This is a genomic window from Nocardia tenerifensis NBRC 101015 (assembly GCF_000308715.1).
In the GTDB taxonomy this organism is placed as follows: Bacteria; Actinomycetota; Actinomycetes; order Mycobacteriales; family Mycobacteriaceae; genus Nocardia; species Nocardia tenerifensis.
Genome location: NZ_BAGH01000601.1, coordinates 1 through 17,064, shown reverse-complemented (window position 1 = coordinate 17,064; position 17,064 = coordinate 1). Strand labels below are relative to the sequence as shown.

11 protein-coding genes are annotated in these 17,064 nt (G+C 69.0%); 6 read left to right on the top strand and 5 right to left on the bottom strand.

Going from position 1 to position 17,064, the window contains the following annotated elements; genetic code table 11:
* The first annotated feature begins 172 nt into the window (after window positions 1-172).
* A complete protein-coding gene (locus ON39_RS41400) occupies window positions 173-3,184 on the top strand; it encodes an alpha-mannosidase (RefSeq protein ID WP_040742440.1) in 3,012 nt (1,003 codons plus the stop codon).
* Between the two features lie 10 nt (window positions 3,185-3,194).
* Here the strand turns inward: ON39_RS41400 and ON39_RS41395 are convergent, their stop codons facing one another.
* The 5 genes from ON39_RS41395 to ON39_RS41375 all read right to left on the bottom strand — a co-directional run bounded on the left by ON39_RS41395 (window position 3,195) and on the right by ON39_RS41375 (window position 9,450).
* Window positions 3,195-4,583, bottom strand: coding sequence for a cytochrome P450 (locus ON39_RS41395; protein WP_051187773.1), 1,389 nt, complete (start codon window positions 4,581-4,583; stop codon window positions 3,195-3,197).
* Window positions 4,577-5,659, bottom strand: a complete 1,083-nt coding sequence (locus ON39_RS41390) for an alpha-hydroxy acid oxidase (protein WP_040742438.1) — start codon at window positions 5,657-5,659, stop codon at window positions 4,577-4,579. Before ON39_RS41390 ends, ON39_RS41395 begins: the two co-directional genes overlap by 7 nt.
* Window positions 5,656-7,236, bottom strand: a complete 1,581-nt coding sequence (locus ON39_RS41385) for an NAD(P)-binding domain-containing protein (RefSeq protein WP_255219340.1) — start codon at window positions 7,234-7,236, stop codon at window positions 5,656-5,658. The genes ON39_RS41390 and ON39_RS41385 overlap by 4 nt, the downstream gene beginning before the upstream one ends.
* Before the next feature lie 10 nt (window positions 7,237-7,246).
* On the bottom strand, window positions 7,247-8,644 hold the full coding sequence (locus ON39_RS41380; protein WP_040742436.1) for a class I adenylate-forming enzyme family protein: 1,398 nt from the start codon (window positions 8,642-8,644) through the stop codon (window positions 7,247-7,249).
* A gap of 71 nt (window positions 8,645-8,715) precedes the next feature.
* Entirely contained in the window at window positions 8,716-9,450 is a 735-nt protein-coding gene (locus ON39_RS41375; RefSeq protein ID WP_040742434.1) for a WXG100 family type VII secretion target, read from the bottom strand.
* Between the two features lie 348 nt (window positions 9,451-9,798).
* Between ON39_RS41375 and ON39_RS41370 the strand changes: the two genes are divergently transcribed.
* The 5 genes from ON39_RS41370 to ON39_RS41350 all read left to right on the top strand — a co-directional run.
* Entirely contained in the window at window positions 9,799-12,696 is a 2,898-nt protein-coding gene (locus ON39_RS41370) for an AfsR/SARP family transcriptional regulator (protein WP_051187772.1), read from the top strand.
* A 123-nt stretch (window positions 12,697-12,819) separates the two neighbouring features.
* Window positions 12,820-13,896: an ABC transporter substrate-binding protein gene (locus tag ON39_RS41365; protein WP_040742432.1), complete on the top strand. Its 1,077-nt coding sequence runs from the start codon at window positions 12,820-12,822 to the stop codon at window positions 13,894-13,896.
* A gap of 8 nt (window positions 13,897-13,904) precedes the next feature.
* Window positions 13,905-15,440, top strand: a complete 1,536-nt coding sequence (locus ON39_RS41360; RefSeq protein WP_040742431.1) for a sugar ABC transporter ATP-binding protein — start codon at window positions 13,905-13,907, stop codon at window positions 15,438-15,440.
* On the top strand, window positions 15,433-16,398 hold the full coding sequence (locus ON39_RS41355; protein WP_211336459.1) for an ABC transporter permease: 966 nt from the start codon (window positions 15,433-15,435) through the stop codon (window positions 16,396-16,398). Before ON39_RS41360 ends, ON39_RS41355 begins: the two co-directional genes overlap by 8 nt.
* A partial coding sequence (locus ON39_RS41350) for an ABC transporter permease (protein WP_169335958.1) occupies window positions 16,395-17,064 on the top strand: 670 nt, incomplete at its 3' end. The genes ON39_RS41355 and ON39_RS41350, both read left to right, overlap by 4 nt.

Here is a 17,064-nt window from a genome sequence, read left to right as displayed (position 1 = left end):
ATCCACTCTCCCTCAGACGTTGTCACAAGACGCTGCCCACCGGCGCCCATTCCCGGGATTAGTCCGCAACGGTATGCACACCGGACCGAAACGCCCGGGGTGGCCGGGAATTCACCGGACTGCCGGAGAATGGGGAACAGTTCGATGATCACGTTCGCGATCGGAGCCACCCATGCACGATGACCGTCGGTTGATCGAGGCCCGCCTGGCGCGGGTGCTGCCCGAGCGGATCGCGCCGGCGATCTATCCGGAGTCGGTGCCGCTGACCGCCTCGATCTGGGTCGCGCCCGACGAGCCGGTGCCGGTCGCCGAGGGGATCGCGGCGCCGCGAACGCCCATCCGGTCCGGGGCGCAGTGGGGCGCGCCGTGGGGGACCAGCTGGCTGACGGTCGAGGGGACGGTACCCGCCGAGTGGGCGGGCCGGACCGTCGAGGCGATCATCGACCTCGGTTTCGACCCGAACATGACCGGCTTCCAGTGCGAGGGGCTGGTCTATCGACCCGATGGCTCGCCGGTCAAGGGGCTGCACCCGCGCAGTCAGTGGGTGCGCGTGGCCGACCGCGCCGCCGGCGGTGAGCACGTGCTGCTGCACGTCGAGGCGGCGTCCAACCCCACCATTCCGTTCTTCGTCCCGAACGACCTCGGCGACAAGCTCACCGCCGGCAGCGATCCCCAATACCGTTTGGGGCGAATGGATCTCGTCGTGTTCGACGAGGAGGTGTGGCAACTCGTCCAGGATCTCGAGGTGCTCGGCGAGCTGATGCACGAGATGCCGGAGGATCCGGCCCGCCGCTACGACATCGTCCGCGCCATCGAGCGCGCGCTCGACGCCATCGATCTACAAGATGTCAACGCGACCGCCGTGGCGGCGCGGGCATGCCTGGCCGACGCGCTGGCGAAACCGGCGATACCGTCCGCTCACACCGTCTCCGCCGTCGGGCACGCGCACATCGACTCCGCGTGGCTGTGGCCGTTGCGCGAGACGGTACGCAAGGTGGCGCGCACCGCCGCCAATATGACCGCGCTGCTGGCCGAGGAGCCGGACTTCGTCTTCGCGATGTCGCAAGCCGCGCAGTACGACTTCATCAAGCGGCACCGGCCCGAGGTGTACGAGAAGGTGAAAGGTGCTGTGGCGGAGGGGCGTTTCGTGCCGACCGGCGGGATGTGGGTCGAGGCCGACACGAATATGCCCGGCTCCGAGGCGATGGCGCGGCAGTTCGTGCACGGTAAGCGGTTCTTTCTGGAGGAGTTCGGAATCGAGAACCAAGAGGTCTGGCTGCCTGATACGTTCGGCTTCGCCGCGGGGCTGCCCCAGATCATCAAGGCCGCGGGCGGAAAATGGCTGCTGACACAGAAGATCTCGTGGAGTCAGATCAATCAGTTTCCGCACCATACGTTCCTGTGGGAGGGCATCGACGGGACCAGGATCTTCACCCATTTCCCGCCCGTCGACACCTACAACTGCACCATGCACGGTCGCGAGATCGCCCATGCCGCAAGGAACTTCAAGGAGAAGGGTCACGCCTCTATGTCCTTGGCACCGACCGGCTTCGGGGACGGCGGCGGCGGGACCACCCGGGAGATGGTCGCCAAAGCCGCCAGGCTGCGGAGCCTGGAGGGCTCGCCGAAGGTGGTGTGGGACAGGCCCGCCGACTTCTTCGCCAAGGCCGAGGCGGAGTATCCGGACCCCGCCGTGTGGGTGGGCGAGCTGTATCTGGAACTGCATCGGGCGACGCTGACCAGCCAGGCGAAGACCAAGCAGGGCAACCGGCGCAGCGAGCATCTGCTGCGCGAGGCCGAACTGTGGGCCGCGACGGCCGCCGTGCGCAAGGACGTGGAGTACCCGTACGAGGCGCTGGATCGGATCTGGAAGACGGTGCTGCTCAACCAGTTCCACGATATTCTGCCCGGCTCGGCGATCGCGTGGGTGTATCGCGAGGCGGCGAAGACGTACGCGGAGGTGGCCGAGGAGCTGACGGCGATCATCGAGGGCGCGCAGTGGGCGCTCGGCGGTGCGGCAGAGGGGCCCAATGTCTTCAATCCCGCGCCGCATTCGTGGTGGTCTATTCCGGCCGGGGCGGCCGGGCCCGAGTCTGCGGATCGGCCGTGTTCGGTGACCGAGCGGGAGGGCGGCGGATTCGTGTTCGACAACTCGCTGCTGCGGGTCGAGGTGGACGCGCGCGGGCTCGTGGTGTCGGCTTATGACCTGGAGTCTCGGCGTGAGACGCTGCCACCGGGTGCGGTCGCGAACCTGCTACAGCTGCACCCGGATCTGCCGAACTCGTGGGACGCCTGGGATGTCGACCTCTTCTACCGCAACCGGGTGGTCGACCTGACCGAGGTGGACTTCATTGCGGCCGAGCCGGATTCGGGTGCGGTGCGGATCGGCCGCTCGTTCGGCTCGTCCACGGTCGAGCAGATCTTGACACTGCGAGCCGATCCGCCCGGCTTGGATATCGAGACGCGGGTCGACTGGCACGAGACGGAGAAGTTCCTCAAACTCGCCTTCCCGCTGGACCTGCACGCCGACCGCTACGCCGCCGAAACCCAGTTCGGGCACCTGTACCGCCCCACCCACACCAACACCAGCTGGGAGTACGCGAAGTTCGAGGCCTGCAACCACCGCTTCGTCCACCTCGCCGAGCCCGGCTGGGGCGTCGCGCTCGTCAACGACTCCACCTACGGCCACGACGTCACCCGCACGGTCCGCGCCGACGGCGGAACCACCACCACCGTGCGCGCCTCCCTCCTGCGCGCCCCCCGCTTCCCCGACCCGCACACCGACCAGGGTCCGCACGAGTTCCGCCACGCCCTGCTCCCCGGCGCCTCCTTGGGCGACGCCGTCCGCGCCGGCTACCGCATCAACCTCACCACACCCCGCCCCGGCGTAGCCGAACCCGTCGAGCCCCTCTTCACCATCGACAACGACGCCGTAGTCACCAGCGCCGTCAAACTGGCCGACGACGGCACCGGCGATGTGATCCTCCGCGTCTACGAATCCCACGGCGGCCGGGCCACCGCTCTCGTCACCCCCGGCTTCCCCACCACAGGCTTCGAGCCCTGCGACCTGCTGGAACGAACTGTGCCGCAGCACATCTCCGCAGTACAAGAAGACACCGGCATCCGCCTGCACCTGCGGCCCTTCCAACTCCTCACCCTCCGCTTCGCACGCCCGTCGGGATAGGCCGCCGGTTCTACACGCTAGAGCGCTGGGAGTGAGGGATCGGGCAGGTTTGGGGAGTTCGGGGCGTGGCGAAATAGGTTTGGCAGAGGTGTTGGTGGCGGGCGTCGAGGACCATGTAGGTGCCCAGGGCCAGTTGGGTCAGGCCGCGCCAGACGTCTTCGAATTTGTCGCGGGCTTTCAGGGCGGTGAGGGTGGCGTGGACGCGGGGTGGGGAGGGGGGCTCCGTCGTGGAGAGGAGGAGGCAGGGGGCTCGGTGGGGGATGGAGCGGGTGTGGGTGACGGAGGAGCGTAAGTGGTAGCGGGAGAGGACGGTTCGGGTGACCGCTCGCATGGCGATGGGGGACAGGCGCCAGGCGGGGCAGGGGCGGTTGGCGGCTACGCCGAAGGGGATGTGGTGGGTGTTCTTGCGGCGGTGGGTGGACCAGCGGTCGGGGTCGAAGCGGTCGGGGTCGGTGTGGCCGGTGCGTTCGAATTCGGGGTAGTTGAAGCACAGGACCGTGCCCGCGGGGATCGTGCCGTCCGCGCCGAGATCGATGTCGTCGGTGGTGATTCGGTGCGCGATGCCGAAAAGCGGGAATTGGCGCAGGGTTTCGTCGAGGACGTGGTCTAGGTAGTGCGGGTCGAGGTCGGTCAGCAGGCGGTCCTGGACGGGCTGGTGTTGGGCGATGGCGAGCAGTAGATGCGCCATGCCCTCGGACATCTGCACGACGGCGGTGTTGAAGAACGCGCCCTGAAGGTAGTAGGCGCGCTCGCGCCGGCTCAGCGAGGCGGGGAGCTGGTGCGGTATGTCGCCCGCGTCGATCCTGGCGAGCAGGTAGCGGGTGAGGCGGTCGCGGCGGCGCATGTGCCGCAGGCCGGTGCATTTCAGCGAGGTGATGACGTCGTCGGCATTGCCGACGATCAGGTCCCTGGCCTCGCGCGGGCACGGCTCGCGAAAGACCAACTCGTAGAAGAACTCCGCCCAGACGGGCATCATCAGGTCGCGCAGTCGCACCAGAGTCAGTGGGCGGGCGGGTAATTCGTCCAGTACGCGGCGGGCACAGCGGTCGGCGAGCCGCTCGATCTCGGCGGTGGGCACGGCCAGCACCGCACGGGTGGTGCGCGCCGCGTCGTCGTAGCGCGGCCCGTCCTCGAGGTGCTCCTGATGCACCTCGGGTCCCGGCGCGAGCCAATACCAGAACAGATCCGACAGCGCCGCGCCCCGGCTGCGCCCATTGGCCGCCGGGTCCGCGTACAACCGCATGAACAGCTCCGGGCCGCCGCGCTCGCCGGGCAGTGTTATCTCATTGCTGCCGTTGACCTTCGCGAAGATCCACACGCGCAACGCCACCACCGCCCGCGGCAGCCAGCGCGAGACTGCCCACAGCGCGCCCACGGTCGCCAGCGCCCGCGTCAGCATCGCGCCGCCGCCCCTCGCGCAGTGACCATCGCGGCGTTCAACTCGCTCAGCGCGGCTATCCCGCACATGCTCAACGTGTGCTCGACCTCGAGCCGCAGATTGTCCAACATCTCCGTGACCCCCTTGTCACCGCCGACAGTCAACCCCCACAGCACCGGCCGCCCCACTCCGACCGCCGCCGCCCCGATAGCCAACGCCAGCACCACATCCGAGCCGCGACGGACACCGCCGTCGAGGAACACCGGAATCCGCCGGGCGACCGCCGCGACGATCGCGGGCAGCGCGTCCAGCGTCGCGGGCGCGATATCCAATTGCCGCCCACCGTGATTGGACACCAGGATCGCGTCGATCCCGTACTCGACCGCGAGCCGTGCGTCCTCGGGGTGCAGAATTCCCTTGAGGACCAGAGGCATCGACGTCACCGAACGAAGCCGCCGCAGATGCTCCCACGTGAAGTCGCGCGACATCTCGACCCGCCGGACCCCACTGCCGTTCGCGCCGGGCAGATCCCGCATGTTCTCGGCGTACATGCCGGCGGGCAGGTCGTGGAAACCGTTGCGGTCGTCGCGCGCCCGGCGGCCGAACACCGGGGAGTCGACGGTCACCACCAGCGCGGTGCAGCCCGCGCGCTCGGCTCGCCGGATGAGCTCGTCGGTCACCTCCGGCTCGGGCTGCAGGTACAGCTGGAACCACACGCGCGCGTCCCCGTCGACTTCTTTTGCCGCGGCGGTGATCTCACCGATGGGCATCGTCGAGGCCATGCTGGCGATCAGGATCAGCCCGGCCGCCGCCACACCCCGCGCGGTGGCCGCCTCGCCCTCCGGGTGGGCGAGGCGGTGAAACGCGCTGGGGGAGACGAACACCGGCATAGCGCTCGGGTCGCCGAGCAGCTCCGTCGCGATCGACCGGCCGCCGGTGCTCCGCAACACCCTGGGCAGCAACGCGAGTCGCCGGAAGGCGCGCTCGTTGTCGGCCACGGCGATCTCCTCGCCCGCCCCGCCCGCGAAGAAGTCGTAGTGCACGGAATCGAGCAGTGCACGCGCCCGCTGCTCGAGGGCGGCGAGCGGGCTGGTCACCGCGTCGGCTCCGGGGCGGGCAGCATCGTCTCCAGGAAGTCGATGAGCGGCTTGCGGTGCACCGTCTCGTGCGTCCACTCGTTCTCGAGGTTCTCGGTGATGTGGTGCTCCGCGATCTGCTGCCCCGCCCGGTATCGCCGCACCACGGGGTGCAGGTAGCGGCCGTCGAGGGCGTGCTCGGAGTCGGACTGCGCGATGCGCCGGGCATCGATGTCGAACGGGTCGAGGCGGTCGTGATCCGCGCCGTACTCGAGGGTGATCACCAGATAGCTGTCCACCTCGCCGAGCGTGCCCGCCGCGATCGCGTCCGGCACGAAGTCGACCGGCAGCTCGTCCCAATACCGCGCCGTGCCATCGGTATTCAGCGTGACGACGTCGCCGAGGAAGCCGAACAGCTGCCACAGCGCCGAGGTCCGGTTCACCCGATCCAGGATCGCGTCGCCCATCCCGTACGCGGTGGCGACGAGTTCGCGGTGCGGCCACGCCTGCCCGTGATGACGCTCCTCCAGAACGCGGTGCAATGCCCTTGTCGCGTAACGGAATCCGTGGATGAACGCGCTGGTCGACTTCTTGAAGTCGCGTTCCTGGGTGATGGTGCCCGCGAAGTACAGGCCGGGCACGTTGACCGACTCCCAGGCCGGGGTCTGGGCCGGGAACCGGTCGTTGATCGCCAGCTCCGGCCGGCACTCCGGGTCGAAGATCGAGGCGTCGAACCGGAAGCCGGTCGCCACGATCACCCGGTCGTAGCGAATGCCCTTGGTGACCTCGTTGACCCGCGAGAAGCTCACGGTCACCAGATACGACGAGTCCGACTGCCGGGAGATGTCGACGACATTGCCGTCGAGAATCGCGTTCTGCGACTTGAGCTGATAGGTGTCGAGGAAGTTGTTGTTGACCGCGCGCAGATGCCCGAGGAAATGCGACTGCCAGGCCAGCCGGATGGAGTGCGGTCCCGCGACGTGGATGACCGCGGTGGTCTCGATGAGGTTGTCGGCGGTCTCGAAGGCGGAGTTGCCTTTTCCGATGATCAGCACCCGCTGGTCGGTGAAGTCCGCTGGGTCGATGGACACTTCGCTGTAGAGCTCCGCGGTCTCGATGCCGGGGATCTCGGGGACATAGGGTTTCGAGACGCCGGTCGCCATGATGATCCGATGGGCGCGGAACACGTTGCCGTGCTGATCGACCGCCTCGAACAGATCCGGGCGGCTGATCCGCTCGATCCGCGTGTCATACCGGATCGACAAGCCTTGTCGCGCAGCGAAATCGCCGAGGTAGCGGACCATGTCGTCGGCGGCGGGGAAGAACCGCGGCGTGTACTCCTTGAACGGCGCGCCCGCGAGCAGAGAGTTCCAGTCCATGCGCAGGTTCAGCTCGGGGTCGTCCCAGCCGGTGTGCACCTTGTTGATGGAGATCAGCTGACGGTGGCGGGGGAATCTGGTGAAGAACGTGCCCGCGGTCGCGCCCGCCTCCACGATCAGATAGTCGCGCCCGGCCTGCTTCAGGTGGTGGCCCATCTGGAGGCCCGCGGGGCCTGCGCCGATCACCAGGTAGTCGAGTTCGGACAAGGTCTCCTCCAAATGTGTTGCGCTACTGCCGATACAGCTCCAGCAAGGCCTTCTTGTCCGGCTTGCCGCTCGCCGCGACCGGGGCGTCCGGCACCATCGTGTAGGTCTGCGGCACACTCGATTCGCCGAGTTCGGCGCGCACCAGCGCGGACAGCTCGGCCGGGTCCGGCCGAAGGTCCTCGCGGGGCACCAGGAACGCGTGAATCGCCTCGCCTCGCCGGTCGTCCGGCGCGCCGACGACGTAGGCCTGGTCGACGTCGGGGTGCGCGGCCAGCAGCCGCTCGATCGGGCCCGCGTACACCGGCAGCGCGTCGACGATGATCACGTCGCGCGCCCGGCCGGTCAGGTAGAGATACCCGTCTTCGAGGTAGCCGAGGTCGCGGGTGCGCACCCAGCCGTCGACCAGCACCTCGGCCGTCTCGGCGGGATCGCCCAGATACTCCGTCATCATGTAGTCGTTGCGCACGTAGATCTCGCCGTCGCGGACGTCGACGCGCACCCCCGGCAGCGGGCGCCCGACCGAGGTGAGCACGCCCGCCTCGATATCGCGCGGCGTCAGCGTGGTCAGCCCGCCGGTCTCGGTCTGCCCGTACGCCTGATGCACCACCGGGCCGAGCACGTCGATCGCCTCCTTCAGGCGATGCGCGGTCAGCGGCGAGCCCGCGACGACCATGGCGCGCAGGGTGCTCGTGTCGGTCGGCGTGGCGCGCATGGCGTCCAGCATCTGGTAGAGCCGGGGCACGTTCATGATCGTGGCCGTGATCCGCAGCCGCTCGATGACGGCGGGAAACAGCGGTGCGTCAAGGGTTTCCGGGATCACCGCGGTGCCGCCGCCGAGCAGGCACAGGGCGAGGTAGTCCTGGACCACCGCGCTGGCCAGGGTGCCGAACAGCAGGTAGCGATCGGTGCAGGCGGCCAGCTCCGCGGTGTCCGGGCTCCAGGTCCGCTTGCCCCAGGTCCAGTGTGCGGACATCGCGGCGTAGGTCTGCGCGCAGCCCTTGGGCAGACCGGTGGTGCCGCTGGTGTAGGCGACCCGGGCGATGTCGGCCGGCCGCGCGTCGACGGTCGGCGGCCGGGCCGGGCCGGTGAGCAGGGTCGCCACCGCGCGGTCGTCCAGGACCGCGTCGACGCCGTTGCTCAGCACGTGTCGCCGCTGTCGCTCGCTCAGTCCGGGCCGCACGCCGATGACGCGGCAGCCCAGGGTGTACGCCGCGAGCCACGCGGCCAGCGCCTCGGGGGTGACGTCCACCGCCAAGGCCACGCCGCGGCCCGCGCCGAGCCCGGACTCGCGCAGCTCACCGGCGATCGTGCCCACCATGGTGAGCAGTTGGCCCCGGGCGACCGAGCGCGCGCCGTGCTCGACCGCCACCTGATCCGGCGCGGAATCCAGCGCCTGCACGATCGACTCAGGAAAGCTCACCGTTCAGATGATAGTGATGCCGGCCTCGAGATACTTTGATATTCAACAAGTTTGGCCGCCCCGCCAAAGGCCTACTCGGGCTCGGTGACGCGGCCTTCCGTCGTGGGCCGGCTGTCCAGGATGGCCGACCCGGTGTCGTACGGCTCGACCGGCAGCGTCCCCATCTCGGCCTGAAACGGTTCGAGTGGGGCGATGTCGTTCTGGGGAGGCACCGCGGCGCGGGAGAAGGTGCTGTGTTGCACCGGGTCCATGGCCGCGTGGGTGTAGCCGACGGACGTGACGGGCCGCTCCACGGCATAGGTCGGGCGCAACTGCTCGCTCGGTACGTCCGAGCGCGCACTGTGCAGCGGGTAGTCGTACGAGTCCGCCGGTTGCTCAACCGCATTGGTCGTCCGCGACAGCCTGCGCAGTGTGCCCTGGCGCGCGTTGTACAGGGGATAGTCGTACTGTCCCCCGGGGCGGTCGACCGCCTGGCGCCTGGCGCGCACCGTCTGTTCCCGGTTGACCTGTAGCTTCTGCTCGTTCTCCTCGAAGACCTTCGCCGAGTCCCTGAGGTTCTTCGCGTTCGCCTCGAAGACGGAGACGAGATTGGTCAGGGCGGTGAAGGTGTTGTCGCGGTTCTTCTTATAGCCCTTCTCCCCGTTGGCGAACTTGTCACCGGCGTGGTCGCCGCCCCACGCTTCGCCCTTGCTGTCCGAGGAACCCTTCAAGGTGTCGAGCAACCTCTTGGTGCGGTCGGCGACGTCGTCGAAATCGGCTGCGGCGCGGCGCAATCCCTCCGGTTCGACCTTGACGGGTTTGCTCATCGTGATCCTCCGCTGGTGGGTGTCCTCACGGTAGCAAGCCGCGCCGGGTCGCAGAATCGGCGATTATCCGATGATTACGCGCGACTGACGCTCCGGGTTGCGCGCAAATGACCTGCGGCCGGGTTCAATCGAAGGACCTGCGATAGTGCGCGTCACATGGTGCCACAGAAGTGCCTCGATGTTATGACCCATGTCACACCGGCTTGAGTGTGCCGTAGGGGCATGGTTTCTGCTGAGTGACAATCGAACTCCCTGTTACTCAGAGGAAATGCGAGGGATCGTGTGGCACCGCAGCAGCCCACGGGCACTGACGGGGTGAGGACCGACGGACTCCTGCTACGTATACGCATGTTGGGCCCGGTCGAGGTGTGGCTGGGGGGACGGCGCCTGGATATCGCGGCGCCGCAGATGCTCGCCGTATTGGCCATGCTGGCGGCGGAGCCGGGGCGCACCCTGTCGACGACGCAGCTGGCCGACCGCCTGTGGACGGACCCGCCGCCGAGGTCGGCGCCCAGTGTGCTGCGCAACCACGTCCTCAAGCTGCGCAGGCAGTTCGAGGCCTACGGTCATGCCGGCGCGGGCAACGAGTGGCTCGGGTCGACCCGCGGCGGGTATCGGCTCGGCCTGCCGGTGGAGTTCGACGTCGTCGAGTTCGAGGAGCTGATCGCGGCCGCCGAAGCCGATCGCCGCGCGGGGGCGATGACGGAGGCGGACGCCAAACTGACCGCCGCGCAGCAACTGTGGCGCGGCGATCCGCTGATCGGGCTGCCGGGGCCGTGGGCGGAGCGGGAGCGGGCCCGCCTGAGCAGGCTGCGCTTCGCCCTGCACGAGGTCGCGATGACCCTCGCGCTGGATCTCGGCCGGCACTCGGCCGCGATCGCGGAGCTGGAGGCGCTCGTCGCGGCCGAGCCGCACAGTGAGCGGTGGCACGAGTTGCTGATGGTCGCGCTGCATCGCAGTGGGCGGCGGGGTGAGGCGCTCGAGGTGTACCGGAAGGCGCGTCGGTTGCTCGCCGACGAACTGGGGCTGGATCCCGGTCCACAGCTGGTTCGACTGCATCAGGAGATCCTGTCGGCCGAGCCGCCCGCACCCAGTGCCCCGGAGGAGCCGCGGGTTCCGGTGCAACTGCCGCCCGACATCACCGACTTCGTCGGGCGCGAAGAGCTGACCCATGAGCTTGCCGAGGTGTTGGCGGCGGAGTCCGGCAGCCGTCCCGTGATCGCGATCACCGGGCTGGGCGGCGTCGGAAAGACCACGCTTGCCGTGCATCTCGCGCATCGCACGCGTGAACGCTACCCGGATGGCCTGCTGTATCTGGATCTCGGTGGCATGGACGAACATCCGCGCTCGGCCGACATGCTGCTCGCGGTCGCGTTGCGCGCGTTCGGCGTCGAACCCGGCGATCTGCCGTCTGGCCTGACGGAGCGAATAGACCTGTGGCGCAACATCATGGCGGGCAAGCGCGTGCTGCTGGTGCTCGACAACGCGCGCGACGTGGCGCATCTCACTCCGCTGCTGCCGGGCTCGGGTACCGCGGCGGTGCTGGTCACCAGCCGTTCCAGCCTGGCGGAACTGTTCGGCGCACGGCTGGTTCCGCTGGACGTCCTCACCCAGGACGAGGCGTGGACCCTGTTGGAGCGCACGGTATCCGCGCGGCGGCTCTCGGCCGAGCCCGACGCGGCCCACGAGATCGTGCGCGCCTGTGGGCATCTGCCGGTTTCGCTGCGCATCGTCGGGGCGCGGTTGTCGAGCAGGCCGACCTGGAGTCTCGCGGCGATCGCCGAGCGGCTGGCCGACGAGCGCGGCCGCCTCGCCGAACTCGCCGTCGGCAACACCAGCGTGGAGTCCGTCTTCCGCGACAGTTATCGCCAGCTCGCCCCCGAACTCGCGCGCGCCTTCGTCCTCGTCGCGTTCTCCGACGCACCCGATCTGTCGGTCGCCGCCATCGCGGCGCTGATCGATCGGGAGCAAGCCGACGCCGAACGGATCTGCGAAACTCTCGTGGACCTGAGCATGCTCCAGACACCGGAGCGGGGTCGCTACCGCTATCACGATCTGCTGCGGGTGTTCGCTCGCGGGGTGGCCGATCGCGCGCAGCGCCTGGAGTGGCCGCAGGCCATGCGCCGGCTGATCGACTTCTACCTCGCCAGCGCGAAAAATATTGTGGAGCTACGGGATCCGGGCGTCGGCACCGACTACTACGCCGCCACCGAAATGGCCGGGCAGCGGTTCGCCGACGAAAAGCAGTGTGCCGCATGGGCGATGTCGGAGCGGTTCGGGCTGGTCGCCCTCTACCGTCAGGTGGCCGAGCTCGCCGACGCCCGAACCCGGACGCTCGCCGTCGATCTCGCGCTGTCGCTGGCGGTGGGCGGCGACGCCGGCGAGCACCTGCCCCAGGTGGCGCACGTGCTCGAGGCGCTGAGCCGCGCGGCCGAGGACGACGGCGATCACCGGACCATGGCCAGGGCCCAGCTGGCCGCGGCCGTCGCCAGGCTGGTCGGCATGGCGGACCTGAGCGCCGCGCGGACCCTGCGTAACGCCGGTGCGCTGCTCCAGGATCTGGGCGACGGCCCCGGCGCCATCCTCGCCGAGCAGATGCTCGGCACCGCCATGGCCTACCAGGAGAACGTGGATCTGGCCGTGGCGCACTTCCGGCGCGCCATCGAGCTGGGGCGCCAGCACGGCAACCGCTGGGTCGAGGGGATGGGCTGGGGGACGCTCGCCCGCGCCTACGGCAACGCGGGCCGCTGGCCGGAGGCCCTCGACGCCGCCGAACGGGCACTGCGCATCGCGCGCCTGGTCGGCAGCCTCCGGCTGGAGTCGATGGCGTTGCACGAGTTGGGTTTCGCGACGTGGCCGGCCGACCCGGCGCGCGCCAGGGCGCTGTGCGAGCAGGCGCTCGACGTGGCCCGCCGCGACGGCCGCCGGCATCAGGAGGGGTGGGCGCTGGCCCGGCTGGCCGAGGTGACCCTCTACAGCGGCGACGCCGCGACCGCGGTGCCGATCGCCGCGGAAGCCGTGCGGGCGCTCACCGAGGTCTCCGCGTCGGTGCGACGCCTGCGGGCGATGTGGGTGTACGGCTGCGCGCTGAGCGCCGTGGGCCGCGACGGCGAGGCCGAACCGATTCTGCGCAAGGTCGCGCAGGCGAGCGCGCGCATCGGGCTGGCCGTGCCGGAGCTGCCGTCGTCGGTGCGGGCGGTGGTCGGCGCGGCGCCGGTCGCGATCGCCTCGGGCTGCGGTGCGTGATCGGATTCGCCAAATTACTCACACCGCGGTGCCGAGGTTGCAAAACTCATCTGACGCCTCGCACGGCAGCGGGATCGGGTCGCGCTTCCGCCCACGATCGGGACGCCTCGAAGGAGTGAACCCATGCCTGTCACCAAGACCCACGCGGTTCTCGTCGCGGCCACCACCGCGGTCGGCCTGACCCTGTCGGGATGCGCGAAGTCCGAGACGGATTTGAGCGCACCGACCGGAGCCGGCCCCGCGGCGTCCGCGGCGGCGGTCCAGCCCAGCGGTCAGTCGACCTGCACGCTCGCCCAGACGGGCTACCCGAAGATCGACCTGAAGACGGCGAAAATCGGCTTCTCCCAATCGGAGAAGGAGGCCAACCCCTTCCGGATCACCGAGACCGCGTCGATCAAGAGCCAGGCCGCCGCGTTGGGCATCCCCTCGGGCAATCTCCTGGTCACCAATGCGCAGAGCGATCTCAACAAGCAGATCAGCGATATCAAGTCGCTGCTCGACCAGGGCGCGCAGGCGCTGATCGTGGCCCCGCTGAACTCCGACGGTCTGCAACCGGCGCTGGACGCGGCCAAGGCCAAGCAGGTGCCGGTCATCACCGTGGACCGCAAGGTCACCTCCCAACCCTGCACGGACTACCTGACTTTCATCGGCTCCGACTTCGTCGAGCAGGGGAAGCGGGCGGCCGACCAGATGATCCGGGTCACCGGCGGGCAGGGCAAGGTCGCGATCCTGCTCGGCTCGTCGGGGAACAACGTGACCACCGACCGCACAAAGGGTTTCAAGGACCGGCTGGCCGGCGCGCCGGGGCTCACGATCGTCGCCGAGCAGACCGGCGACTTCGACCGCTCCAAGGGGCTATCCGTGATGGAGCAGCTGCTGCAGAGCCATCCGGACATCACCGCCGTCTACGCCGAAAACGACGAGATGGGCATCGGGGCGGTCAACGCCGTCAAAGGCGCGGGTAAGAAGCCGGGCACCGACATCAAGATCGTCTCGGTGGACGGCACGCACAACGCGGTCCAGCTCATCGTCGACGGCGCGTACAACGCCGTCATCGAGTCGAATCCGCGCTTCGGGCCGCTGGCGTTCCAGACGTTGCAGCAGTTCCAGGACGGCGCCGCCATTCCGGCGACGGTGATCATTTCCGACGATGAGTACGACGAAACGAATGCCGCAGCGAAGGCGGCCAATTCGTATTGAGCGCGCCGATGATCGAACCGGTCCTCGAGGTCGTCGAGGCGCGCAAGGAGTTCGGCGGTACGCGCGCGCTCGACGGGGTGTCGTTCACGCTGCGGCCCGGTGAGGTGCACGCGCTGGTCGGCGAGAACGGCGCGGGCAAATCCACGCTCATCAAGGCGTTGACCGGGGTGTACCAGCTCGACGGTGGTCAGCTGCGGTATCGCGGCGAACCCGCCGTGTTCCCCACACCGCTGCACGCTCAGCGCGCGGGCATCTCGACGATCTACCAAGAGGTCGATCTCATTCCGATGATGAGCATCGCGCACAACGTCTTCCTAGGGCGCGAGCCGCGAAATCGGTTGGGGCTCATCGATCAACGGCGGATGTTCGCTATGGCGGCCGAACTGCTCGCCGGATACGGCATCACCGACGACGTCCGCAGGCCGCTGCGCAGCCTCGGGGTCGGTGCGCAGCAGATGGTCGCGCTGGCCCGCGCCGTGTCGATCGACGCGCGGGTGGTCATCATGGACGAGCCCACCTCCGCGCTGGAGCCACGCGAGGTGGCCACGCTGTTCGAGGTGATCGATCGGCTGCACCGGCAGGGGATCGCCGTGGTCTATGTCAGCCACCGGCTCGACGAGCTGTATCGAATCTGCGACCGGGTCACCGTGTTACGCGACGGCAAGCTGGTGCACACCGGGCCGCTGGCCGAGCTCGGGCGGCTGTCGCTGATCGCCATGATGCTCGGCCGCGACATCGGCGAGATCAAGGCCCACGGTGCCACCAACTTCAGCGACGATCAGCACGCCGCGGCCGAAATAGTGCTGCGCGCCGAGGATCTGGCGAGCAGGCACCGGCTCGACGGCGTCTCGCTGTCCGTCCGTGCGGGTGAAATCGTCGGGCTGGCCGGGCTTTTGGGCTCGGGGCGCAGCGAGACCGCGCGGGCCATCTTCGGGGCGTTGCCGCTGGATCGCGGCTCGGTGGTCGTCGGCGGAAAAACCGTTCGCTCCGGCAGTACGCCCGCGGCGATCGCCGCAGGGGTAGCGCTGCTGGCCGAGGACCGGCGGGCGGACGGGATCATCCCGGAGCTGTCGGTGCGGGAGAACATCGTGCTGGCCGCGTTGCCGCGCCTGTCGCGGTTCGGGTTGGTGAGCCGCGCGCGGCAAGATCGGATAGTCGACACGTTCATCGACCGGCTGCGGATCAAGGTCTCGGGCCCGGAGCAGAAGGTGTCCGAACTCTCGGGCGGTAATCAACAGAAGGTCATGCTCGCTCGCTGGTTGTGCCTGCGGCCCACGCTGCTGCTGCTGGACGAGCCGACGCGCGGGATCGACGTCGGCGCCAAGCTCGAGGTGCAGGCGCTGATCGACGAGCTCGCCGACGACGGACTGGCGGTCGTGCTCATCTCCGGGGAGTTGGAGGAGTTGCTCGACGGCGCCGACCGGTTGATCGTGCTGCGCGACGGGGTGAGCGTCGGGGAACTGGCCGGGGACGAGCTGACGGAGAGCAATGTGCTGGCCGCGCTCGCCGAGGTGCCGGAAAATGTTGGGTGCGAGCATGATTGAACAGGCTGCCGCCCGGCCGACCGCGTGGCGGGGTCGGACCGCGGCTTGGCTACAGGCGTACGGCGTCTACGCCGCGCTCGGTGGGCTGATCTTGTTCAACCTGGTGGCCACGTCGAACTTCCTGACTGTCGACAACTTTCGCACCCAGCTGCTGCAGGCCGCGCCGGTGGTCATCGTGGCACTGGGCATGGCGCTGGTGATCGGGACCGAGGGCATCGACCTGTCCGTCGGCGCGGTGATGGCGCTGGCCGCCGCGATGATTCCGCAATACCTCGGGTACGGGGCCGCGGCGGCGGTGCTCGTCGCGCTGCTGATCGGCCTGGCGGCGGGCGTGTTCAATGGAGTTCTGGTGGCGCGCATCGGGATTCAGCCCATCATCGCCACCCTGGCGCTGCTGGTGGGCGGGCGAGGGCTGGCGCTGGTGATCGCGCACGGGCAGCTCGTGGACGTCAAGAACGCGTCTTTTCTCACCCTCGGCTCCGGCGACGTGTTCGGCATTCCGATCAGTGTGCTGATCGCCGCGTTGCTGGCGGTTCTGACCGGATTGCTGATTCGCCGAACCACTTTCGGTCGCCGGCTGGTGGCGATCGGCGGCAACCGGTCCGCGAGTGAACTGGCGGGGCTGCCGGTGCGGCGGGTGCTCGTCGCGGTCTACGCGATCTGCGGCGTGTTCGCCGCGTTGGCTGGCGTGCTCGCCACCGCGCGGCTGCAGGCGAGCGATCCGGCCGATGTCGGTGTGCTCATGGAGCTTTCGGCGATCACCGCGGTGGTCGTCGGGGGCACGCCGCTGACCGGCGGCAAGGTCAGGGTGGTCGGGACGGTCGCAGGCGCGCTGCTCATGCAGCTCGTGCTGGCCACGCTCATCAAGCACGATCTGCCGTCCTCGACCGCGCAGATGGTGCAGGCGGTCATCATCGTCGCGGCCGTGTACGTCGCGCGGGGGCGGAACAGCCGATGAGCACGACGATTCGACCCGCCGACCGCCGGAATCGCTTCGCGGCGAACGACTCCGCCGTCGTCAAGGGCGCGCGGCTGCTGCTCGAACTCCTGCGAAAACAGCCCGCCGCAGTGGTTTTCGTGGCCGTGGCCGCGGTCGCCTGGGTGACGCTGCCGCATTTCGGCAGCGTCGCCAATATGCGCGATCTTGCGTTGCAGAGTTCGTTCCTCGCCGTCATCGCGCTCGGCATGACCTTCGTGATCATCTCCGGCGGCATCGACCTGTCGGCGGGCTCGGTGTACGCGCTCGGCGGGGTGCTGGCCGCGTACGGATCGCAGTGGGGATTCTTCGCGGCGCTGCTGCTGCCGCTCGCCGTCTGCGGTCTCATCGGCATGATCAACGGTCTGCTGGTGGCGCGCACCGGCATGGCGCCGTTCATCGTCACCCTGGCGACCCTGCTCTTCGCCCGCGGGCTGCTGCTCGCCCTCACCGACGAGGGCGCGACCACGTACAAGATCGAACGCGGACAGGCGTTCCTGGAGATCGGCCGCGGCACGCTGTTCGGCATCGGCTACCCGGTCTACCTCACCCTGCTGCTGTTCGCGGTGGGGGCGATTGTGTTGCGCCGCACCGCCTTCGGCCAGGTCGTGTTCGCCACCGGCGGCTCCGAACGCTCCGCGGTCCTCA

Bases quoted from the DNA above. Each gene is read 5' to 3' on its own strand.
- ON39_RS41400 (WP_040742440.1), top strand. From the start codon at position 173: ATGCACGATGACCGTCGGTTGATCGAGGCCCGCCTGGCGCGGGTGCTG.
- ON39_RS41395 (WP_051187773.1), bottom strand. From the start codon at position 4,583: ATGCTGACGCGGGCGCTGGCGACCGTGGGCGCGCTGTGGGCAGTCTCG.
- ON39_RS41375 (WP_040742434.1), bottom strand. From the start codon at position 9,450: ATGAGCAAACCCGTCAAGGTCGAACCGGAGGGATTGCGCCGCGCCGCA.
- ON39_RS41370 (WP_051187772.1), top strand. From the start codon at position 9,799: ATGTTGGGCCCGGTCGAGGTGTGGCTGGGGGGACGGCGCCTGGATATC.
- ON39_RS41365 (WP_040742432.1), top strand. From the start codon at position 12,820: ATGCCTGTCACCAAGACCCACGCGGTTCTCGTCGCGGCCACCACCGCG.
- ON39_RS41360 (WP_040742431.1), top strand. From the start codon at position 13,905: ATGATCGAACCGGTCCTCGAGGTCGTCGAGGCGCGCAAGGAGTTCGGC.
- ON39_RS41355 (WP_211336459.1), top strand. From the start codon at position 15,433: ATGATTGAACAGGCTGCCGCCCGGCCGACCGCGTGGCGGGGTCGGACC.